Source organism: Nitrospira calida (assembly GCF_976986435.1).
This window is the reverse complement of record NZ_OZ335950.1, coordinates 1,064,845-1,085,940: the sequence shown is the minus strand read 5'-3', so window position 1 is coordinate 1,085,940 and position 21,096 is coordinate 1,064,845. Positions and strand designations below refer to the sequence as shown.

Here is a 21,096-nt window from a genome sequence, read left to right as displayed (position 1 = left end):
CCCGATTGCTATCAGACGGCGTTCCCTGCATAATGCAGGCGTCGGCGCTCCGGAATCGGGAGACTCTGCCTCATGGACGAAATCGCCGTTACCATCACCTCGGTTGGCATTTTGGTCTTCCTCGCCCATCTGTTCACAGGCGTTTTCCAGCAGACCCGACTCCCGGACGTCCTGCTCTTGATCATCATCGGGCTCCTCCTGGGTCCCCTGCTGGGACTCGTCACTCCCGCGCATTTCGGCGTCGTTGGATCCGTGTTCACCACGGTCACCCTGATTGTTCTCCTCTTCGAAGAAGGATCGGGCATCAGCCTGGATGTCCTCTGGAAAGCGATGCGCGGCACCTCGTCGCTGACACTGGTGAGCTTCCTGGTCACCATGGCGGCGGTCGGGACCGTCGCGATGGCGTTGACGGAAATGGACCCGATTGTCTGTTACATGCTGGGGGCCATCGTCGGGTCCACTTCTCCGGCCGTGGTCGTGCCCCTCGTTCGCCAGCTCGATATGCAGGAGTCCAGCCGCACCATTCTGTTCCTCGAATCGGCGGTGAGCGACGTGTTCAGCATCGTGGTCGCGTTGGCCCTGGTCGAGCTGTATAAGCTCGGTCAGCTCCGTCTGGGCCTGATGGTGGGGCATATCCTGTCTTCGTTCGTCCTGGCGTCGTTGCTCGGCATCGGGAGCGGTTACTTGTGGTCGATTCTGCTCAACAAAGTGCGGACGCTCAAGAACGCCATCTTCACCACGCCGGCTTTCGTGTTTGTCGTATTCGGGATCGCGGAGATTCTCGGTTACAGCGGCTATATCGCCGCGTTGGCCTTTGGCGTGACGCTGGGCAACATCGGTACGTTCAAGATACTCCCGTGGCGGCGCTACATTCCGCACGATCCCATCACCTTCAACGAGATCGAGAAGGTCTTTTTTTCCGAGGTGGCGTTTCTGCTCAAGACGTTCTTCTTCGTGTACGTCGGCCTGTCCGTGCAGCTGACCGACCTGTGGGTCATCTCCCTCGGGTTCCTGCTCACGGTCACGATCTTCGCCCTGCGCATTCCGGTCGTTCGACTGTCGGTACAGAAGTCCACGCCGGTCGCCGACGCATCGCTGATGGCGGCCATGACCCCGAAGGGTCTGGCCGCGGTTGTGCTGGCCGCTATTCCGCTCCACGAGGGCATCGAGGGGGGAGAATTGATCCAGAACCTGGCCTATGCGGTGGTCCTCTTTAGTATTGTCCTCACGGCCCTGCTTGTATTCCTGTTAGAACGGACGACCCTGGCCAAGGTTTACGGCTGGTTTTTCGCCGGCTTCGGCGCGCAGGTCGCCACACCCCCCAGTAGGCCGGCCTCAGCCAGCTAAGAGCCGGCAGGAGCCTCTGGCCTCGCCCCCCGAACGTGGTCTACAATTCCGACACCGTTTGTCCCTTCGTGCTCCGGTGTCCAACAAGGGAGGATCCCATGGCTGACACAATCCGCACCGCGCAGTACTTCAAAGTCCAGGTTCCGGACAAACCGGGCATTGGCGCCGGCGCGCTCACTATGTTGCGGGACGCCGGCGTCAACCTGTTGGCGTTCTCCGCGTTTCCCCGCGGACGGCGCTCCCAGATGGATTTCGTTCCGTCTGATCCCGAAGCGTTCAAAACGGCTGCCAAGCGCGCCAAGTGGAAACTCGTGGCGCCAAAAACCTGCTTCCTCATCGAGGGAGACGATCGACCCGGCGCGTTGGTGGACGTCCTCACCCAGCTGGCCGGGGCAAAGATCAATGTCACGGCGTTGGACGCGGTGGTGGCCGGATCGGGCCGGTACGGAGCGATCTTTTGGGTCAAACCGCGGGACGTAAAGAAAGCGGCCAAGTTGCTGGGAGCCATGTAGATCGGACGCAGATCTCGCGGCCGCAGCTATGAGCACAGAGACGCTGCAACCGGGCGACGCTCTGATCGTCGTCGACGTCCAGAACGACTTTCTTCCCGGCGGGGCGTTGGGCGTGCCGGACGGCGATCAGGTCGTGCCCGTCCTGATGCGCTACATGGCCCGCTTTGAGTCGCACGGGTTGCCGATCTTTCTCTCTCGCGACTGGCACCCGCCGAATCACTGTTCCTTCCGCGAACAGGGTGGTCCATGGCCCGTTCACTGCGTCGCCGGTTCGCCCGGTTCGTTGCCACCGCCGGGGTTCCAGGCGCCCCCGTCGGCCGTGGTCATCCACAAAGCGACTGAGCCGGACCAGGATGCCTACTCCGCGTTTCAGGGCACATCGCTCGACGAGTGGCTTCGAGCCGCCGGCGTGCGACGCCTGTTTATCGGCGGCCTGGCGACCGACTATTGCGTGCTCAACACAGTGAAAGACGCGAGGAAACTCGGCTATGCTGTCTATCTTCTGACGGACGGCGTCAGAGCCGTGAACGTGCAACCGGACGACGGGCGGAAGGCGGAGGAGGAGATGGTCCGTCTGGGAGCCGTGCCGATCCGCCTGGAGAATCTCGCGGTATGAATCAACCCCCGAGCGCGCTCCTCACCGATCTCTACCAACTCACGATGCTCCAGGCCTACCTGGAGCAGGGGATGGAAGAGACGGCGGTCTTTGAATTCTTCGTCCGCAAGCTGCCGCCTCCGCGTAACTTTCTGATCGCGGCTGGCCTGGAGCAGGTGCTGGACTATCTGGAAACGCTCCGCTTCAGTCCGGTGGATCTGGAGTGGCTCGCACACTGTGGACGCTTCAGCCGGTCGTTTATCGACTACCTCGAACGCCTGCAGTTTACTGGCGACGTGCACGCCATGCCGGAGGGCACGATCTTTTTCCCGAACGAGCCGATCCTCCGCGTGACCGCCCCGCTCCCGCAGGCCCAGTTCGTCGAAACCCGGGTCATGAACCTCCTCAACTTTCAGACCATGATCGCGTCCAAGGCGGCGAGATCGGTGCTGGTCTCTGGCGGCAAGCCGCTGATCGACTTCGGGTTGCGGCGCGCTCACGGCGCCGAGGCGGGATTGCTCGCGGCCCGGGCCAGCCACCTGGTGGGCTTCACCGGCACGGCGACGGTGCTCGCCGGTGTGAAATTCGGGATTCCGGTCTACGGCACGATGGCTCACGCGTTCGTGCAGGCGCACGAAGACGAGACCAGCGCGTTCGAGCACTTCGCCTACACCCAGCCCGACAACGTTGTGCTGCTGCTCGACACCTACGACACGGAGGCGGCTGCCCGCAAGGTGGTGGCGCTTGCGCCCCGGCTGAAGGAGAAAGGCATTCTTGTCAAAGGCGTGCGACTGGACAGCGGCGATCTGGCCGATCACGCCCGAAAGGTCCGACGCATTCTGGACGACGGCGGACTGCCACACGTGCAGATTCTCGCGAGCGGTAATCTGGATGAGTACCGGGTGCAGGCCTTAGTGGCAAGCGGCGCCCCCATCGACAGTTTCGCAGTGGGCACGGCCATGACCACATCGGCCGACGCCCCGTCGCTTGACTGCGCGTACAAGCTGCAGGAATACGCCGGGCGAGCCTGCCGGAAACGATCGGAGGGGAAAGCCACGTGGCCGGGCCGGAAACAGGTGTATCGCCACTATGAGGCGAATGGCCGGTTCGCCGAAGACATCGTCACAGTAGAGGATGACGCGCAGGCAGGCGATGCGCTGCTCCAGCCCGTCCTGCAGGCCGGCCGGCGTCTTGCGCTGCTTCCCTCCCTCGCCGACTCGCGAGCGCATGCCGCTTCCCAGCTCGCCCGCCTGCCCGATTTCCTGCGGCGCCTGGACCCCGCTCCGCCCTATCCAGTCCACATCGCCCAAGCGCTCCGCGACCTCGCTAAGTCCGTCGACGAGCGGGGCTAATTTCGGCAGCGACTAGCTCGGCTGATCAATGCGGACGCTTCGGATTGGACGGAACGGCGCCGTCCTTGATGTCCAGCACCTTCACGTCAAAGACAAGCGTCTTGCCGGCAAGCGGATGATTGAAATCCAGCACGACCGTCTCATCCTTGACTTCCGCTACCCGTGGATAGAGCACCCGACCATCAGGCCCCCGGCCCTGGAGCTGTGCCCCGACCCTCAACGCGTCCGGCGGAATCAGTTTCTTGCTCACTTCCTGAAAGGCCTTGGGATCGACGGCCCCATAGCCATCCGCCGGAGGAACGGTGACCGTCTTCTTGTCGCCCACCGCCATGCCCTCCAGCGCTTTCTCCAATCCGACGATCAGCTCGTGCGCGCCTTGGGTATACCTCAAGGGATCGCCGCCCACGTTGCTCTCGATGACTGTCTTGTCGTCTAGCCGGAGCGTGTACTCCAACGACACCAGTTTGCCCTCTGAAACCGTCATCTTCGACGCTCCTTTCTGTGCCTGCGCGCAGGCGACGTTGACAGACATGGCCATCACAAACGCGAACAAGCCTCCCCCCGTAAGCCTGTATATGTTCATAGGCTAAACCTCCCAGAAAGAGGGTGAAACCCCTAAATAGGCTGGAAAGGGTCGCAGGATGGTTGCACCAGGCAGGCGATCGGTTCCAGACTATTCGTTGACGTTGTGAGCAGCGTATCACATTTTCCCGTGATACGACAATCGCGGGCACAACGGAAGAATCGCGGGGGCGCGCGACCGGCGTGGCGATTCCGCCATGACCGGTCGCAGTCCTGGAGTGGGACGCCCGCGTCGGAAAGGGACCGGGCCGAGGGCCGTCAGGTTTCGTCACACATGACAACCATGGACTGACCGCGCTTGCTGCAAGCCCCTTGTTTTGTCATTGGGGGAGTCTTGCGGCTTGTTCAGCGGTCTGAAGTTGCGCGTCATCTTTCAAAGACTTGTGAGGAAGGAAAACCGAATGAACTGGTTAACTCGATTGTTCATTCTCCGGTGCCGCGTCCGCCGTAAGAGCCTGCGCGAGCAGGCGCCGCTCGGACTCATAAGTCAGACGCGAGGCGGCTTCGGCGATCGGCAGCCAGACCGCTTCTTCGACTTCACGATCCGGCTCCCCGACGCGTTCGATCGGCGCCATCTTGAACCACCGAACGGTCTTGTGGATGCGCCGCCCATCCTGCTGGAACCAATATACGGACCGAGGCAGTTCGCGTTCGATCCGACAGCGCCAACCCGTCTCCTCTTCCACTTCGCGCAACGCTGCTTCAGAGCTCCGTTCGCCCTTGTTAAGCCGGCCCTTAGGAAACGTCCACACCTCCCAGCCCTTAAGACTTCGCACGCGGATGAGGAGTACGGTGTCGCCCTTCATCACGACGCCGCCTGCGGAAAACTCAAAATTCGCCTTCGCCATTTGGCACATGCCTCGTTTGTTCTTTTCCTCAGAGCCGCAGGCGTTTGCTCCATCCGACCAATCCGGAGACTCGACGGTGCAGCCCCCTCCTATACCAGTATTGGCCGGCTGAACGCGCGCCACCGGGTCACAACAACGTCCTGACGCTTTCCCCGCCGGAGGACCGGTCCAATTTCTCCACTCGAACCCCGAGGAGTCGGATGAGTTTATTTTTGGGGTTCTCGCGCGTATCCAGGAACGGCAGGAGCAGTTTCAAAGCTTCCAGCTCGAGAACCTTCGCAGAGTCGGTCGGCGCCCGCAGGGTATGGGAACGCGACACCGTTTCGAAATCGGCAAACCGCACGGTGAGGACGACGGTCCGATAACGCACGTGTCCTTCCTCCGCCAGACGGGCTGCCACATTTTGGCACATCGCCTTGAGCCGGTCGCCTAGGATCTTGGGGTCCAGAGTATCCCGCTCGAACGTCTCCTGCTCCCCGATCGACTTCGGTTCATAACACTCCTCGATCGGCGACTCGTCCAGTCCACGAGCCTTCTCGTAGAGGTCAATCCCCCGCTTGCCGAACATCTCACGGAGTTCTTCCAGCGGATAGCGCCTAAGATCCTTCACCAGCCTGATGTCCCGTTTGGCCAGCCACTCTTCCGTCTTCGGACCGATGCCAGGAATCGCGCGGACCGGCAACGGGGCCAGAAATTCTTCCGCCTCGTCCTCTCTGACAACGGTGAGCCCATCCGGTTTCATGACGCCGGAGGCGATTTTGGCGATCAGTTTGTTCGGCCCAATCCCGATCGAGGCAGTCAGCCCCTCCTCAGTGCGAACGGCTTCCTTAATCCGGTGGCACAGGGCTTCGGCCTGCTCGTATGAGCCCGTGAAACTCAGATCCAGATAGGCTTCATCGATGCTGGCTTGTTCGATGTGTGGCGCGAACCGTCGGACGATCTCCATAATTCGATGCGACACCCGCGCGTATTTCTGCATATCGACCCGCAGAAACGCGACCGCCGGCAGTCCCCGCTTCCTGGCCGCTTCGGACAATCGCCAGGCGCGGGAGATCGGCAGCGCAGAATGGATCCCATACTCGCGGGCTTTGTAGTTCGCCGTCGAGACCACCCCGCGCCCTTGGCCCTGCTTCGGATCGGCCCCGACGACGAGCGGCAGGCCGCGCAGAACGGGATTGTCCCGCTCTTCAATCGCTGCAAAGAACGCATCCATATCCAGATGGGCTACGATTCTCGGCATGGTCGCCCCGCCGCTGCCTCAGCGTACCATCCAGAGTCTTGCCCCAGCTACCTTCGCCAGCCCCCCTATCCGTCAACAGCCTGTAGCGTTTTGCCATTTCGCAGTCGGCCGCCTGTGGCATGTTTGCCTGTTCCCCGTCTCCTCGAGACCACACCGGATCACAACTGCTTGATGGTTCAGGGAGAGCACTCTCCCTTCAGAATTCGATCTCACAGTGGCAAAGGAGTTGCTTATCGGATAGGATGAGTCAGGGCAAACATCGCAGATGGGATCGAGAGGAACAGGACACATGACGCCGAATCGGAACCGCACGCTCAGCTTTGATGAAAAGAAAGCCGCCGAAGCCGCCTTTCGAGGCTTGCCGATCGACTCAACATGGTCAGAGAGCGCCCAGGCGATCTACTACGGCATTCTTGCGCACACGCAGGGCCGAAATATCGTGGAAGAGGCAGAGTTCGAAGGCGTCCTGTCATAGAGATAGCCGATACCTGCGATCGACATCGTCTCAAACTGTCCATCACAGACCGTCGCCACGTCCGTTCTTTCCGACACAAACCTTCGGCCGTCATCCCGTCGCACTCTTGGCAGAACCGGTCCCCCCTCTCCCTCCCCTTGCCCCTCCTTACAAAGGAGAGGTTACGCTGACAGCTACTCGCTATTAGCACCTCTCAATGGAGGGGCCTGTTCCAGCACCCGAACGCGTGGTATGTTTATAGGTGAGCCGGCGAGGATGGAGGAACTTACGGAACGTCGCACGAGGACTCTTATGGAATCCTCTCAGAACGGGCGATGGCGGTGGACCGTCCTGATTGCGTGGGGAGTGGGGGCAGGGGTTCTCCTCTCCGCATTCCCAGCAGGGGCGACCGACGCGGAAGTGCCCTGGGAATGTTCGGGGTACATGGGAGAGGCGCAGGCGCGCTGTGTCCGAACCTTCATCGAAATCCAGCGCGAGAAGATTGCAAAGCTGGAAGGCCAACTGAAGGCCCAGCAAGACGCGGTCGCCCAACTGAAAGAACAGGCCGACCGTCAATCCGCGGCAGCCGCCACGCTGCAGCGCCAAGCCGCGGCTCCTCCTGTGGCCGTCACGCCGATCATCCCCTACCCTTATCCATATCCGTATGCATTTGGCTATCCCCCGGTCGGGTTCTCACTCTATCTCGGCCATCCCTGGATCTACGGCCCACCGTACTTTTATGGCCCCAGCTTCAACTTCTACTGGGGGCCGCGGTTGTTCGGGCATCGCGGCTACTGGGGCCGCCGCTGGTAATGCTTGCGCTCGCGGGATTGTGAAGCGCCGTTCGTGAAGCCCATCGAGCGCCGCAGGTGGGTCGAACAGTCTGGGTGAACATCTCACGCGAAAAAATTCGCGGTGGGAGACGGTTAGATCCTGCCACCTCGATCCACGTGTTTCGTTTTAATGCCCGCTAAGTTTTTTCAACAATCTCCTGCCAGTAGCGTCCGGTAGAAAATGAGTGCGTGCCACGGGAAGCCAATGGCCGCGCTGATTGTCGTAGATGTCAAGGTGTCTCCGATTTGAACGCGAATCGAAAATCGGCCTCTTTGCAAATCAACGTGTTGCGACTACATAGATGACGTTTTTCGATTCTGCCGGACACTACTGAATCTCCTGCAAATACCGTCTAGCATATTGCACGGAAACAGAGAACTTGTCTTGTCTAGAGGCCTCTTCAATAAATCGCGAAAAATCCCTACGCGCGGAAGCGCAGTCTTTCTCCTAGAAATAATTGATCATGCCTAGACAATACCACAGTTGGATTTTGTCTGGTTCCGATTCCAATACGTCACTTATAAATACTTCTACATCAAGTGGCGTCTCCTCTAAGACACTTCCTCGAAAGGCTCTCCGGTATATCTTGTGGGCCTCCTCAAGCTTTCCTTCATATGCCGCCAAGAAGGCTTCACTGTACTGCCAAGCTGCATTACGTTCATTTCTATTTCTAGAACCTATCTCAAAATTGTTTCAGCAGCATGGTAATCGATGCGAGCTGCACAAAACCCAGGAAGTTGGTGGCGTAATATTCCCAACGAACCAGGAGCCGTCGCTTCCACTGCAACCAGGCAAAGAATCGCTCGACGAGCCAGCGACGTTGGTAGCGCCGCAGGTGGCGGCCGTCTTGAGTCTTGAGTCTTGAGTCTTGAGTTTGCGCGTGGAGCGGTGCGGGGCAATCATGTTAACGCCGTCCTGCTTGAGGTCGTCATCGAGCCCATCGCTGTCATAGGCGCGATCGCCAATGAGATGCTGGGGCTTGGCCTCCAGCATGTAGAAGTCGAAGCTGAGTTGCACCAACGTGACCTCATGATGATTCGCCGCGTGCGTACTCACGGAGAGGGGCAGTCCATGGCGATCCACAATCGCAAGGATCTTGACGCCTTTGCCACGGCGGGTTTTTCCGATGTCGTCGCCCCCGCCCTTCGCCGAGGCAAACGTCGCGTCGATAAAGCTCTCACGCTCGTCGATCGCCCCTTCGTCGCGCAGCGTATTCGCCAACTGCGTGAGAAGCTCGCGCAGCACCTCGCGTTCGCACCACTGCTGAAAGCGACGATGCACCGTTTTGTAGTTGGGGTAGCATTGCGGCAGCATGTGCCATTGCGCACCGGTGTTCAAAAGCCAGAGCACGGCTTCCAAGATCGCGCGGGCAGGCACGGGTTTGCGGCCCGGACGACTGTCCGGAATATGTTCCTCGGGAAAATGTTCGCGAATCCGTTCCCATTGGTCGTCGCGCAGCCGTCACATGCGGGCGCATTATAGGGACTTTTTTCATCGACACAACTATTTTGAGATAGGTTCTAGCCTTCCTAACCTCTCGCTTAGCTCCATCGATATTGTGGTCGCGAAGAAACAAATATGCCGCTCTTCCTAGATGTGCGTCATAATTGTTCGGATCGATTTCTTGAATTACGTCAAGATAGCGCTTCTTCGATCTAGATATCCATGAGGCCTATTCTTGTAATAAAGCCTTGTCGCCTCAAGTCCGCCCGTGACAAGAAATTTAGCCATTCTATACCGCAAGGTCTTATAGACAGCTGGCGTATTTTCGTCCAGTTGGACTTTCCGCGTAGCATCTTGCCAAGCACCGTAATGCAACTCGAAGGCTGTTATAGGATCTCCTGAGAGGAGGCTAGCGATACCAAGGGTGTATTGCGCTGCGATACCTACCATGTCTTTTGTAATTTCAAATCCTTCGACTTCGTTGGCCACTGGTATGAGCATTTTGTTAGGCAGCGCTAGCCGCATATCCTGACTTAGCTGAGCACTTACCTCTGGAGGGACAGGGGCATGCCTGACGGCTTCCTGAAGATCGAGTACATATGTGGCCTGACCTCGATGGAGTCGAACTCTACACTGCCCAAAGATGATGAGGTGAGCTTGCGTTACCCTCAGGTACTGGATAGCAGCTTCAACGCCCTGTGCGCGTTGGGCGTGATGTTCGGACAACTCAAATACATCAAAATGACGCCGGCTGGTCCTGGAAATCTCATCATTGATGAGCCCTCACGAAATCGGCTTTAAGCCTCATCCGTTCTCTGCGGGTTTCACACACGATAGCCACCACAATTCCTATTTTCCCGGGCAAAGTGCTCCGAGGTTTGCTTGTGGCGTACCACAAAGGAACCAATCGGATAGCCAGGGTTGTCACTATCACTGCTTCCGCAGAAGATATTTCACTTGGCAGACCAAACAAATCGATGCGGTAGGCCAGTATAAGCCCCCCCAACCAGTGCAATAACGAAGAGAATAGCGAGCGAAAGTGGGTTGCCCCAATTTTTCCTCAGGACGGCGATGGTCTCGAAAGCCTCTTTCGGCTCTTTAAATCACTAGCACCATTTTTGTTAAGGCTATCTCGCAATTAAAGAACGACTCGGTTGAGCCTACTGTTCGACAAACATAGTGTCAACTCATTAAGTTCTGTAACTTACCTAGTGTGAAAGGACTCGGTAGTGAGGTTTGCCATTGAACTCGTGAGCCTGACCAGCGAAGTGCGCGGAGGCTGATGTTGCGCACTTGCCGAACAGATACGACCGGCGATCTAGATCTTGTGTCTCACAGGCGCGTGGCGCCGACCTGGGTGCCCCGGGACCCGTTGTCAGGGAATGCAACGGGTGCCCCGCGGCGAGGTCCCTCCACCGGGCGTGGTGCGAGCACGGACGGGCTGGTCGGGGACAGGACCCGCCTCTCTTTGCATAAGAGCAGGCAGGGCTCACCATCCTATTTTTATTCCTCATGCAGCCGCCACAGGCCAGCTTCGCGCGCCAGGCGTACGGCTTCGTCCACTTCGCTGTGCATAACCACGCGGTTCAACGGCGAATGGCGGGTCGCTTTGGCGGCCGGATGGTACTGATCCATGACGTTGACGTAAGTGTCCCGGGAGATCTCCTCGGCCAGAAACCGCATCACCTCGGCCGTTCCGGCAAGGCCGCCGGGCAGCACGAGATGGCGAACCAGGAGACCCCGTACCGCCAGTCCTTCGTCGTCCAACACCAAGTCGCCGACCTGGCGATGCATCTCCTTGATCGCAGCCCGGGCGGCCTGCGGATAATCGGGCACCTTGGACAGTCTGCGGCCGATGTCGGCGTCGGCGTATTTCAGATCGGGCATGTAGATGTCCACAATGCCGTCCAAGAGCCTGAGCATCTCCACGTCGTCGTAGGCGCTGGTGTTGTACACGATGGGCAGTCGCAGGCCGCGCTGCGCCGCGACGAGCACGCCTTCCAGAATCTGTGGGACCTGATGCGAGGGGCTCACAAGGTTGATGTTGTGGCAGCCGTGCTCCTGCAACTCCAGCATAAGGCCGGCCAACGCCTCCGGTTCCAGCTCTTCCCCGTTCGGTTGGTGGCTGATGTCGCAGTTCTGGCAATAGACGCAGCGGAGATTGCAGCTCGCGAAAAAGATCGTCCCCGAGCCGTACCAGCCGCGAATCGGAAATTCTTCTCCGTGGTGCGGTCCTGCGCTCGCGACCAGCGCCTTGGCCCCGACCAGGCAGGTGCCCAGTTCCCCCTCGAACCGGTTGACTTCACAATGGCGCGGGCACACCCGGCAGGACGCGAGCCGAGCCCTTGCCTGCTCGACGCGATCGTACAGTTCGCCGCTCCGCAGGAGTGTCCGATAGCCAGCTTGCCGTCGGGTTCCGACATAGGGCATGGCAAGTTCACTCCCCCCCCTCACCCTACCCTCTCCTACCAAGGGAGAGGACCGGGCGTCCGCCTCATCGCACTGGCGTGCCTATTGTGCCGGATCGTCAGAACGTTTGCCAGCAGGAGGGTTGAGACAAAGGGGCGGTCAACAAAAAGCGAGAAAGGGACGCCCGGCAGCGATTCACTCTTGGCTGTTGGCTCTTCGCTCTTCTTACGGGAGCGTCTGCCACACACCGTCTCTTTTCTCTCGCTTCACGTGGTGCCTTACCTCAGCAACTTGGCCATCGTCTCGAAGCGATCCCAGGGCGTGGCGAGCCAGGTTTCGGTGGTCGCATGTCCGAAGGACCGCACCAGCAGCGCAACTTTGGCGGCCGTCTCGTTGTCCGGCGCCTCGAAAATGTCGAGATAATCGCAGGGACCGAGGACCGCATAATTCGCGATCCACTTCACCCTCGGGCACTCCTGTTTAATTCGCTGCTCGACTTTCTTATTGAGGTCTGCGACCAGTCGGGGCTTGGTCAGCGCCTCGGGCGAGAGTCTGGTTAACATGGCGAACGTAGCCATCGCGCCCTCCTTCCCGCCTTCACGCGGTGCGTACGCGACGAAGCGGACTTAGTCGATCTTCACCGTCACGGATTTTTTCTTGGCCTCTTCCGTCTTGGGCAAGCGAATCTCCAACACCCCGTCCTTGAGCGTCGCTTTGATCTCGTCGGATTTCACCTCGCACGGTAACGCGACGCTCCGAACGAAAGAGCCGTACGACCGCTCCCGGCGATGATAGTCGGGCTCCTTGACCTCTTTCTCCTCTTTCCGCTCACCTTTGATGGTCAACGTCTCGCCAGTGAGCGTCACGTCAATATCTTCTTTGGCCAGACCCGGCACATCCGCCTTGACCACAACTTCTTCTTTGTCCTGATAAACATCGAGCGACGGCATCCGCATCGACAACAGCGATTCCGGGAACCAGCGCTCTGGCCTGAACAGGCTGGGGAACGGTCGTCGCCAGAATTCCTCCGCCATGCGGTCGAACCACCGGTCGATGTCTTCCCATCGCGGGACGAGTTCGGCTGTTTTCTTAGGGATCACCGCCTTCGACTCCTTGTCTTTCTTAGCCATCGTCATTCCTCCTGTTTATCCATCGGGTGGGCAGGCGAACATTCTCTGCTCTGATTCCTTGCGTGTGCGGCTTCTTCCCGCAGCAAGGCTTTTGCTTGCGCGCGGCTGTAGCCGCGCGCGCCTTTCTTGGTACTGTGCGGCCTCGTCGGCTTGGCCGTCAGGCGAATCGGAGGTTTCAGCCGGCGTTTCTTCATCTCCGTCGAGTCAGGACCAGTATTGGCAGGCCTTCACGTACCCGAACAGGAGATCCCGCCTGGCCACCAGCCCAACAAGCTTCGTACCCCGCACCACCGGGAGTCGAGTGACGTACCGATCTTGGAAAAGATTGGCGATCTGGACCAAATTCATGTCCTCGGTCACGGAAAGAACCTGCCGAGTCATAATGTCCGCCGCGGAGAGTTTCCGCAAATCCCTGCCCTCGATCACCGCCTGGAGCACATCGTATTCGCTGACAAGCCCGACCAACGTTCGATCTTCTTCCACCACAGGCAGGCTGCCAAAGTTCCACGTGGTCATCATGCGGACGATCGATAAGACATCCGTGCGAGGCGTGCAGGTAAACACCGCGTCTTGCATGAGTTGCCCGGCCGTTAAGGTGGCTGGATCGCAGGCCTTATCGATGAATTCCGTCTTGCGCATCACGCCTCTGTGGACACACTCCCTGTGGTGGACCCGTCGCTCAGATAGGCGCGCAGCACATCCCGTCTGGCCACGATGCCGATCAGCTTGTCGTGGGCATCGACGACTGGCACGCGGATCAGGCCGCTGGCGCGCAACACATGAACCAGCGTCCCGATCTCCATCTCCGGACGAACCGAGTAGGGATTACGTGCCATCACGTCCTGCGCCGTCACCTCGCTCCACTTCTGCTTCCGGTCGAGCGAAACCAACAGATCATGCTCACTCACGATGCCAATCAGCCGTTTTTGGTCGTCCACGACCGGCACGGCGCCGAAGCCCTCAATCATCATCGACGCGATGACATCTGCTTTGGTGTGCGGATGCGCCACCTGGACCTGCGTCTCCATGACGTGAGCGACCACCAGTCGATCAAACCGCGATGGTTTGTCGTCCTGCATCATCATCAGTGCTCCTTCGCCTTTCCGCGATGCGGGTCACGACCCGTCTCCCTTTGATCTTTGATCACGAACCGCTGCCCAGCAGTGCCTGCTTTTTCCTTCTGGTGAATCCGAGTACAAGATACATGCCGTCAGGCGCCGCCCTCCTATCCCCTTGCCGATCTCCGAGAGTTCGGCCTTCTCTTGGATCTTCGCAATCCGAGCAGCCGGTTCGTCTTTCCGGCATCTTCTCGTTCAGTGTCGCGTTCCGCCACACAATCGGTTCGGTACCCTGTCCCAAGACTCCCCACCGTCGTCAAACGCCAGCAGCTGGTGGCCATTAGCAAACAACCGCCCGGGTCAGGTCCAGTCAATCGGGGGGCAAAGGGAATGAGGGGCCAGCCGGGCGCGAGCCCACTCATCTGGAGGTGGTACCATGCTTGCTGGTTCCATTGCTCTGGACGAGGGCTTTTCTATGAAGCAGCTCATGGCCATGTTGGATCGGGCGGCCGATGCAGCGATGGTGGTCGACGAGCGCGGCACGGTCATCTATTGGAATCGAGCCGCCGAACGTCTGCTGGGGTTCCGCGCCGGGGAGGTCGTCGGGCGCCCCTGTCATGAAGTTCTCTGCGGCATGATGCCGTCCGGCCAACCCCTGTGCTCGCCCACCTGCGCGATCGGTGCCCAACTGGCCCGGGGCGGCCCAGTCCGCCATTTCGACATGCGGACCCGGACCAAAGCCGGTCGGAGCCTGTGGATCAACGTGAGTTCGTTTCCGGTGCCAACCCGCAAGAGAAGCCGGTTCCTCCGGGCACACCTGTTCCGCGACGTAACTACCCTGGCCAAAGTGCGTCGGCTCGTGAACGAGCTCCACTCGGTGGTGTCTGTCCCGGTGGAACAAGCGCATCATCAGTTCAACCCGGCCCCCGCGTTGTCACAGTCCGAGTCCGCGCACCTTCCCTCAGCACTGCCCCTGAGCAAACGCGAGAAAGACGTGCTGCAGCATCTGGCGGCCGGACACACCACAAAGCAGATTGCGGATGAGCTGTGCATCAGTACGGCGACCGTGAGAAACCACATCCAGCATATCCTGGCCAAGCTCGGCGCCCACACCCGTCTGGAAGCCCTGGCTATCGCCTACCACCCCGGAGCATCGCCCACCTGAGGCTCCCGCGAGCCGTTCCTCGCTTCCTCTCTCCGCATGATACGCCTGCTCCAGCCTGCAAAATGATGCACTCGGCTCATTGTTGGTCAAGCGCCCATGCGCTACAGTTTAACCAAGCAAGAGCCAGTGGAAAGCAGAAAAGTCGGAGCAGAATCCATGTTTGGCAACCGTTCATATCTACCGCTCGTTGCGGTATTAGCCGTGGGCACAGCGGTGTTTACCGCATTGCTCCTGATTCCGAGGTCGATCCATGTCACACACGAAAGCGATGCTTGGGTCGATCTTCTCAGGGCGTTTGTGCTCAAGGAAAAGGCGGCAGAGCAGCCGGCCGGCGCCTTTGAGCCCTATCTGGGCCAACTGGCACTCGTGCACCACCTCGTGCGATCCGGCGACCGCCTAGGAGCTTACACGGCGATGAACCGGTTCATGGACATGCTGGAAGCGCGGGAGGGTGGGCTCAGCGACGAAGCGGCGGAGGCGATCTGGGAGTACTGCTACCAGGTGACGCCGGCGCACTACCACGATGTGAGCCGGCATCAGCGGGCTGATTGGAAGCATCTCCAGAAACTTCAATCCTACGGTGATCCGCCGTTGCTGTAGGCATCTCGATCGTCCGCTCGGTGTCGTCGCGCGGATCATGCAAGGGAGTTATTCGGCTTCGTCCGGTTCGTGTCGCCGGCAGTGGGACTCACAGACACACAGGAAGGGAGGTGAACGACGATGACATACAGACTCAACCATAAGTGGATAACCATCGCCTTCGCATGCGCGTTGGCGTTTGTGCCGCTGATCGCGGAAGCCGCATCGGGTGCGTGGATCGATGAGATCACGGCGCTCGTGCGCGACCATCAGGAACTGGCGAAGTTCGAAGCTCGGGAGCGGGCGTACGACCCCTACCTCGGCCAACTCGCCGTCGTGCGGATGGCGTTCAACCGAGGCGATGAGAAGGGTGTGTACGTGGCGATGAACACGCTCATGGATATGCTGGCGAACGATCCCAAAGGAAGCGGGATTCCCACCTGGTCCGCCAAGGAGATCTTCGACTTCTGCGGGAAGGTAACGCCAAACAAGTTCCATGATTTCGCCAGGCACAATCCGGAACTGGCGAAGGCGGGATTTGACTACTGGGATGACAACGTCATCGACCTCGGCGGCGGTGGATGACGCCGCCAGCCTGAAGTTAACACTGTTCGTGCCGTTGAGCCGGACGAAGCCGCAGAAGAGAAGAAAGTGAGGTGCCGCGATGAGATGCCTGGATCATATCGATATGGCTGTGATGGCGGGAGCGATCACCACCATCGGGAGCGCCGTGATGCTGATGGCTTATCTTGGGCTGGACCGAGGTCCGCTGGCGCAGCCTGCACCTCCGATCCCGGACCGATGGCTTGAAGAGGAGTTGAGCAAAGCCATCACCGAGGCTGTAATCACCCCTGCCCGGGTTGTGGAAGAGCGCGAACGGACCCAGGTCGCGCTCGGGAATGCGATAAAGAGGCTGACCCAGGTCAAGGTAGCCACCGACTCGTTCGTGCCGAACATAGCCAAAGGAGCCGCGAGGGATGCCTTGGCCAGGCGGGAGTTCCTGGAGGGTGTCTTCAAGCTCCCGTCGGATTGGAAGAGCCAGGAGTTCCTCGCAATGAAGAGCGCCAGTGACGTGACGGCGCAGGAAGCGCTCGGGCGACGGATCGTGAACGGGACGCGAGCCTTGGTCGACGACCTGGCGAAAGCGGAGATGAACTACGGGCAGGCGGTGGTGGCCGCGATGCACGCGATGGACCGCGCGGCTGGCGAACCGGCTGCGTCTACCGCCACCCTACTCGCGGCCTCGACCGTGATGAGCGATCTGGCCAAGCGGGCGCCATCGGCACCTGAATCCATCGTGATGCGGGAGCAAGGCTGGGGGTTTGGCTCGATCGGCGATGGCACCGTCCTGCCGATACTGTTGGCTGCAGCAGCGCTCTGTATGTTGGTCGCAGCTGGCATGGGCCTGCACGAACGCGGCCCATCCGTCCGAACGATCACGATGTTGTGTGACGAGCACAAGCGGGACGTGACGGTGGAGATGCTGATGAGCGACGACACGCCCTACGAGGTTGTCCGGTGCTCCGCTTTCAACGGAGCCCCCATAACCTGCGACAAACATTGCTTGATGCGGCCGACCGCTCGGGCGGCGGCCTGACGACCTTTCCCGCCAGGAACCGAGGCGGCCGGCAGTGACGTTTTGCTCGCCTGCAGTGCCGGTCGTCCCGGTGACCGAACTGTCGGGTTCCGTGAGGTGATGAACGGGTAGATCGTTCGGACAGGATCTCAGGCGCGGGAGGGAAGAGCCATGAAGCCGCGAAAACACAGCAGACTCACCGTCGTGCTTCTTGTCGGAGCGTTGGTATGCACGGTCAGCGGCCAGAGCGTGTTCGGCGGTACTTTCATCGGAGCCGAGCATGAGTGGATCGTGAGCATGACCCAGGCGGTTCTGATGGCCCAGGCGACCGAGGGTGACGGTGGCGCGGCGAAGTATGCTCCGTACCTGAGGAGACTCCAGGCCGTCATGGGCGCCTTGGAGCGTCGTGACGATCGGGCTGCCTATACCGCCATGAATCGGTTCATGGACATGCTGGAAGCCCGTGAACACGGCATCGCTCCAGAGCTGGCGGATTGGCTCCTCGACTACTGCTATCTCGTGACACCGGCCAAGTACCACGACGTCTCGCGTCACATTCGGAAGGTCACGGAGCGGCTTCCGCGGGAGATGATCGTGCAGACCTCTCCCTGATCTGAGTTCAGAACCCTCATCCCCGTGGCATTTTAGGGCAGTGCGTCATGGGCTGCCTGCCCCTTTTTGCTACGACGCGATGCCTGCCGACTGACTGCTTTCCCCTCCTTTCACCGTCAGCCACGCGGAATTTGAGCAGTTTCTTTTCCCATTGCGATGGGTATTCCCTTTGCCTCAAGAAGAGTTGGGGAGGTCCGAGGATCTGACGGAACATCACAGTGGAGGCCGGAGGAAAGAGGCGTTATGAGGGGGGGCGGCATACATGGCGAGGGCCTGCGATCCTAAGACGCTGACCGTCCGGCAACTCATGGAAGACGCGGTCGTGGCCGTGAGTCCCCAGACGACGGGGCTGGCCATCGCCGAGATTTTGAGCGAGCGGAACTTCGGGAGCGTCCCGGTGGTCGAGGAAGATCGGACCCTGGTGGGCCTGGTAAGCGAGTTTGACCTCTTGCGGGTCATGGATGAGGACCGGGATCTGCGGCAGGTCACGGCGGCTGAGATCATGACCTCCATGGTCGTGACCGTCCCGGAAGATATGCCGGTCAAGAACCTGATTCAACTGCTGCAAGACCGGTTCTTGACCCGGGCGCCGGTCGTGAATGGCGACAAGCTGGTGGGGATCGTGGCGCGGCGGGATATCGTGTTCGGATACGTCAAGGCGCTGGCCAAGTATTGGCCGTAACACAGGCGCTGTGATAGCGGACAGCAACTAGCGAGTAGTTCATAGCCAGACGGGAAGCGGGCACCGCTCTTCGCTCTCAGCTCCCGCAGTGTAGAAGGGAGGTCGTTATGACAATCCTACCCAAGCTCAAAGAGTTTCTGGACAGTCACCACGTTCGCTATGAAGTTCTGGGCCATGAGGAAGCCTATACTGCGCCGGAGATCGCGCACGCCCTGCACGTGTCGGGAAAGATGCTCGCCAAGGTCGTCATCGTCAAAGCAGACGAGCGGTTCGTGATGACGGTGCTTCCGTCGCACTGGAGAATCGATTTCGATCGGCTCAAAGAGGCGCTGGGAGCGCGTCATGTGCGCTTGGCCGCCGAGGATGAGTTTAAAGGGCTCTTCCCCGACTGTGAAATCGGGACGATGCCGCCGTTCGGCAATTTGTATAACATCCCGGTGTATGTCGACCGATCGCACACCGAAGACGAAGAGATTGTCTTCCAGGCCGGCACCCACTTCGGAGCCGTGAAGCTCCGATATCAGGATTTTGACCGGCTTGTCCATCCGACCGTGGCCGAGTTTCATTGTTCATCGGCGAAGATTGCGAGCTAAGGAAGCGGAACGGCCTGAGAAGGATGAAAGAGAGTCTATGAATAGGGCTCCCTTCAAATTGGTTGACAGTCGAAGCCTGATGGGCCGACTGTCAGGGTTGGAACCACCACCAACGAAAGGGGGCAAGACATGCTGTACGTGGGATTGGATGTCAGTGGCAAGAGCCTGGTGGCCTACGCGCTGACGGAGCGCAAGCAGCGTGCGTTTGAGTGGAGCGGTCAGGCGACGCGGGCCGGCCTGCGGGCCCTCATGCAGCAGATCGGGGTCGGCGCCAAGCTGGTGGTCTTCGAGGCAGGGAATCAAATGAAGTGGATCGCGGAGACCTTGAAGAAGCTGACGGAGGTCCAGGTGCATGTGGTGCATCCGAACGAGGTGAAGTGGATCACCGAGAGTCGGGGCAAGACGGATCGGGTGGATGCGAAGAAGCTGGTGGAGTTGGCGCGGCGCGGGGATCCTGCCCCGGGCCGTGCCTGTGGTGGAGGGGGCGGTACGGGAGCTGCGGGAGCCGATGGCAAGGACCTGCTGAAAGATCTGTCGCAAGAAGGGGCCGAACTGCGCGCGACGGGATGCTTTACGAGATCGCTCATCCAGGACATTACGGAGGGGCAGTTAGGTTGAAGCGTCTAGGATGGAACTGGCCTTAACGAGACTGGTAGCGAGAAAGCACTGTTGACACAATACATGACCGAGACGGACGACATTTCACAAAGGAGGGACGCGATGCGAATGCACACGACGTTGGTAATGAGTACACTGGTGGCGAGTCTGGCGATGACGGGGCCGTCCGCCTTCGCCGATCAAGGCGGGAAGCCTGGGGCGAGGTCGTCTCACATGCACGTGAGCGGGGTCGTCTCGAAGGTCGAAAGCGGAGTGACGACCGTGAAGACTCCGTGGGGCACGATGCGGATCGCGTCGTCCCGTACGCCGGAGGGCCTGGAAGTCGGCGAAGAAGTCGAAATGACCGTGAACGAAAACAACGCCGTCATCGACGTCCACCGCAAAGGAGACAAGCGGCATGCGCACCGGTTCGTGACCGGCGATCTGAAGTACACGTCGCCGGACCACAAAGCGATCAAGCTCTGGACGCCGGAAGGAGAGAAGACGTTCGACGTGCAAGCGGGCCGATCGAAGCTGTCCGCGTTTCAGGAAGGCGAACCGGTTACCATCGAGCTGAACGAAGCGGGGAAAGTCATCGATATCCACCGGTTCACCGTGGAAATGGAATTTGACGTACACCCGCGCACCAAGCCCGGGTACGTCATCCAAGTCGATGGAACGGTCACCAAGATGGATGAGGCGTTGGTCTACGTGAAGACGCCGGCCGCCCAGTACCGGCTCATGAAGAAGTATGCGCCGGCCGATGCGGCGGTCGGGGACCATGTCTCCCTCTGGATCAATGAAGAGGGCATGGTCATCGACGTGCATGGAAAAGACAAAGCGACGCCGGGGACCCACCGCCTGATCTTCGGCAAGCTGATCCGCACGGGGCCCAACAAGAACCTGGTCAAGCTTGCGACGCCGGAAGGGGTGAAGGAATTTCCGCTGGATCGGATGGAAGTGAAGACCAAGCCGATCGCGGACGGCTCCAATATCGTGGTGGAGCTGAACGAGCAGGGCAATGTCATCGACGTGAGATTGGCGCAGTAAAGGCGTCACGGGACGGCCTCACGGCCATGACAGCCGTGAGGCCGTGGTCAGCTTCGCAGACGGCGCAGGCGAGCCGATGCGGTGGGTCGGCCAAACAAAGGAGAAAGCACGATGGAAACGCCGAGGATTGCAACCACGCAGCCGGCGGTATTGTCGTTGGAGCCAGGCACCTACTATTGGTGCCGGTGCGGCCGGTCGAACACGCAGCCATTTTGCGACGGCTCCCATCAAGGCACGAGCTTCACGCCGGTGGAATTCACGATGACTGAGAAGAAGCAGGTGGCCCTGTGCCAGTGCAAACACACCACGACCGCGCCTTTCTGCGACGGCTCCCACAAGAGGCTCTGATCGCAACCGTGCGACGAGGCGCCCTTGCATGATCAGGGGCGTTTGGCGCAGACTCGCCTTGGTCGGCGAACCGAATCGTGGAGGACAACC

General features: G+C 59.9%; 26 protein-coding genes. 17 read left to right on the top strand and 9 right to left on the bottom strand.

Translation table 11 applies throughout. From position 1 onward, the window contains the following. Window positions 1–72: 72 nt before the first annotated feature. The 4 genes from ACWHTU_RS05440 (at window position 73) to ACWHTU_RS05425 (ending at window position 3,806) form a co-directional block, all read left to right on the top strand. Window positions 73–1,347, top strand: coding sequence for a cation:proton antiporter (locus ACWHTU_RS05440; protein WP_447862268.1), 1,275 nt, complete (start codon window positions 73–75; stop codon window positions 1,345–1,347). Between the two features lie 98 nt (window positions 1,348–1,445). Next, window positions 1,446–1,859 carry a hypothetical protein gene (locus ACWHTU_RS05435; protein WP_447862267.1) on the top strand — a complete coding sequence of 138 codons (414 nt, stop codon included), beginning with the start codon at window positions 1,446–1,448 and terminating at the stop codon, window positions 1,857–1,859. Window positions 1,860–1,887: 28 nt separating this feature from the next. Further along, window positions 1,888–2,475, top strand: coding sequence for a nicotinamidase (locus ACWHTU_RS05430; RefSeq protein ID WP_447862266.1), 588 nt, complete (start codon window positions 1,888–1,890; stop codon window positions 2,473–2,475). Continuing rightward, window positions 2,472–3,806, top strand: coding sequence for a nicotinate phosphoribosyltransferase (locus ACWHTU_RS05425; RefSeq protein WP_447862264.1), 1,335 nt, complete (start codon window positions 2,472–2,474; stop codon window positions 3,804–3,806). Before ACWHTU_RS05430 ends, ACWHTU_RS05425 begins: the two co-directional genes overlap by 4 nt. Before the next feature lie 25 nt (window positions 3,807–3,831). On the opposite strand, the gene ACWHTU_RS05420 is transcribed toward ACWHTU_RS05425, so the two are convergent. From ACWHTU_RS05420 to dinB, 3 genes are all read right to left on the bottom strand, one after another. After that, window positions 3,832–4,290 carry an FKBP-type peptidyl-prolyl cis-trans isomerase gene (locus ACWHTU_RS05420; RefSeq protein WP_447862262.1) on the bottom strand — a complete coding sequence of 153 codons (459 nt, stop codon included), beginning with the start codon at window positions 4,288–4,290 and terminating at the stop codon, window positions 3,832–3,834. A 508-nt stretch (window positions 4,291–4,798) separates the two neighbouring features. Further along, window positions 4,799–5,236: an NUDIX hydrolase gene (locus ACWHTU_RS05415; RefSeq protein ID WP_447862260.1), complete on the bottom strand. Its 438-nt coding sequence runs from the start codon at window positions 5,234–5,236 to the stop codon at window positions 4,799–4,801. 127 nt (window positions 5,237–5,363) lie between these two features. After that, the gene (dinB, locus tag ACWHTU_RS05410) at window positions 5,364–6,476 is read right to left on the bottom strand and encodes a DNA polymerase IV (RefSeq protein ID WP_447862258.1); all 1,113 of its coding nucleotides are present in this window, start codon (window positions 6,474–6,476) and stop codon (window positions 5,364–5,366) included. Window positions 6,477–6,765: 289 nt separating this feature from the next. Between dinB and ACWHTU_RS05405 the strand changes: the two genes are divergently transcribed. After that, window positions 6,766–6,951, top strand: a complete 186-nt coding sequence (locus ACWHTU_RS05405) for a hypothetical protein (RefSeq protein ID WP_447862257.1) — start codon at window positions 6,766–6,768, stop codon at window positions 6,949–6,951. Window positions 6,952–7,242: 291 nt separating this feature from the next. Continuing rightward, on the top strand, window positions 7,243–7,743 hold the full coding sequence (locus ACWHTU_RS05400) for a hypothetical protein (RefSeq protein WP_447862256.1): 501 nt from the start codon (window positions 7,243–7,245) through the stop codon (window positions 7,741–7,743). A gap of 714 nt (window positions 7,744–8,457) precedes the next feature. On the opposite strand, the gene ACWHTU_RS05395 is transcribed toward ACWHTU_RS05400, so the two are convergent. Continuing rightward, a complete protein-coding gene (locus ACWHTU_RS05395; protein WP_447863314.1) occupies window positions 8,458–9,171 on the bottom strand; it encodes an IS5 family transposase in 714 nt (237 codons plus the stop codon). Between the two features lie 603 nt (window positions 9,172–9,774). Here ACWHTU_RS05395 and ACWHTU_RS05390 point away from each other — a divergent pair. Then, entirely contained in the window at window positions 9,775–10,008 is a 234-nt protein-coding gene (locus tag ACWHTU_RS05390; RefSeq protein ID WP_447862255.1) for a hypothetical protein, read from the top strand. A 702-nt stretch (window positions 10,009–10,710) separates the two neighbouring features. Here ACWHTU_RS05390 and ACWHTU_RS05385 read toward each other — a convergent pair. From ACWHTU_RS05385 to ACWHTU_RS05365, 5 genes are all read right to left on the bottom strand, one after another. After that, complete coding sequence (locus ACWHTU_RS05385; RefSeq protein ID WP_447862254.1) at window positions 10,711–11,637, bottom strand: radical SAM protein; 927 nt, start codon at window positions 11,635–11,637, stop codon at window positions 10,711–10,713. 257 nt (window positions 11,638–11,894) lie between these two features. Next, entirely contained in the window at window positions 11,895–12,194 is a 300-nt protein-coding gene (locus ACWHTU_RS05380; RefSeq protein ID WP_447862252.1) for a GYD domain-containing protein, read from the bottom strand. Between the two features lie 48 nt (window positions 12,195–12,242). Next, window positions 12,243–12,746, bottom strand: a complete 504-nt coding sequence (locus ACWHTU_RS05375) for an Hsp20/alpha crystallin family protein (RefSeq protein WP_447862250.1) — start codon at window positions 12,744–12,746, stop codon at window positions 12,243–12,245. Between the two features lie 204 nt (window positions 12,747–12,950). Continuing rightward, window positions 12,951–13,385, bottom strand: a complete 435-nt coding sequence (locus tag ACWHTU_RS05370) for a CBS domain-containing protein (protein WP_447862249.1) — start codon at window positions 13,383–13,385, stop codon at window positions 12,951–12,953. Continuing rightward, on the bottom strand, window positions 13,385–13,831 hold the full coding sequence (locus ACWHTU_RS05365) for a CBS domain-containing protein (protein ID WP_447862247.1): 447 nt from the start codon (window positions 13,829–13,831) through the stop codon (window positions 13,385–13,387). Before ACWHTU_RS05365 ends, ACWHTU_RS05370 begins: the two co-directional genes overlap by 1 nt. A gap of 448 nt (window positions 13,832–14,279) precedes the next feature. Here ACWHTU_RS05365 and ACWHTU_RS05360 point away from each other — a divergent pair, with 448 nt between their 5' ends. The 10 genes from ACWHTU_RS05360 to ACWHTU_RS05315 all read left to right on the top strand — a co-directional run bounded on the left by ACWHTU_RS05360 (window position 14,280) and on the right by ACWHTU_RS05315 (window position 21,006). Then, window positions 14,280–14,969 (top strand): LuxR C-terminal-related transcriptional regulator, encoded by a 690-nt coding sequence (locus ACWHTU_RS05360; protein WP_447862246.1) that lies wholly within the window; start codon window positions 14,280–14,282, stop codon window positions 14,967–14,969. Window positions 14,970–15,125: 156 nt separating this feature from the next. Further along, window positions 15,126–15,569 (top strand): hypothetical protein, encoded by a 444-nt coding sequence (locus ACWHTU_RS05355; RefSeq protein ID WP_447862244.1) that lies wholly within the window; start codon window positions 15,126–15,128, stop codon window positions 15,567–15,569. A 120-nt stretch (window positions 15,570–15,689) separates the two neighbouring features. Then, window positions 15,690–16,133, top strand: coding sequence for a hypothetical protein (locus ACWHTU_RS05350; RefSeq protein WP_447862243.1), 444 nt, complete (start codon window positions 15,690–15,692; stop codon window positions 16,131–16,133). Between the two features lie 79 nt (window positions 16,134–16,212). Beyond that, window positions 16,213–17,145 carry a hypothetical protein gene (locus ACWHTU_RS05345; RefSeq protein ID WP_447862242.1) on the top strand — a complete coding sequence of 311 codons (933 nt, stop codon included), beginning with the start codon at window positions 16,213–16,215 and terminating at the stop codon, window positions 17,143–17,145. Between the two features lie 150 nt (window positions 17,146–17,295). Continuing rightward, window positions 17,296–17,736 (top strand): hypothetical protein, encoded by a 441-nt coding sequence (locus tag ACWHTU_RS05340; RefSeq protein ID WP_447862241.1) that lies wholly within the window; start codon window positions 17,296–17,298, stop codon window positions 17,734–17,736. A gap of 262 nt (window positions 17,737–17,998) precedes the next feature. Continuing rightward, entirely contained in the window at window positions 17,999–18,418 is a 420-nt protein-coding gene (locus ACWHTU_RS05335; RefSeq protein ID WP_447862240.1) for a CBS domain-containing protein, read from the top strand. 107 nt (window positions 18,419–18,525) lie between these two features. Beyond that, window positions 18,526–19,011, top strand: a complete 486-nt coding sequence (locus tag ACWHTU_RS05330; RefSeq protein WP_447862239.1) for an aminoacyl-tRNA deacylase — start codon at window positions 18,526–18,528, stop codon at window positions 19,009–19,011. A gap of 129 nt (window positions 19,012–19,140) precedes the next feature. Further along, the gene (locus tag ACWHTU_RS05325) at window positions 19,141–19,629 is read left to right on the top strand and encodes an IS110 family transposase (protein ID WP_447862238.1); all 489 of its coding nucleotides are present in this window, start codon (window positions 19,141–19,143) and stop codon (window positions 19,627–19,629) included. A gap of 102 nt (window positions 19,630–19,731) precedes the next feature. Beyond that, window positions 19,732–20,658 carry a hypothetical protein gene (locus ACWHTU_RS05320; protein ID WP_447862237.1) on the top strand — a complete coding sequence of 309 codons (927 nt, stop codon included), beginning with the start codon at window positions 19,732–19,734 and terminating at the stop codon, window positions 20,656–20,658. A gap of 111 nt (window positions 20,659–20,769) precedes the next feature. After that, window positions 20,770–21,006: a CDGSH iron-sulfur domain-containing protein gene (locus ACWHTU_RS05315; protein ID WP_447862236.1), complete on the top strand. Its 237-nt coding sequence runs from the start codon at window positions 20,770–20,772 to the stop codon at window positions 21,004–21,006. The last annotated feature ends 90 nt before the right edge of the window (window positions 21,007–21,096 follow it).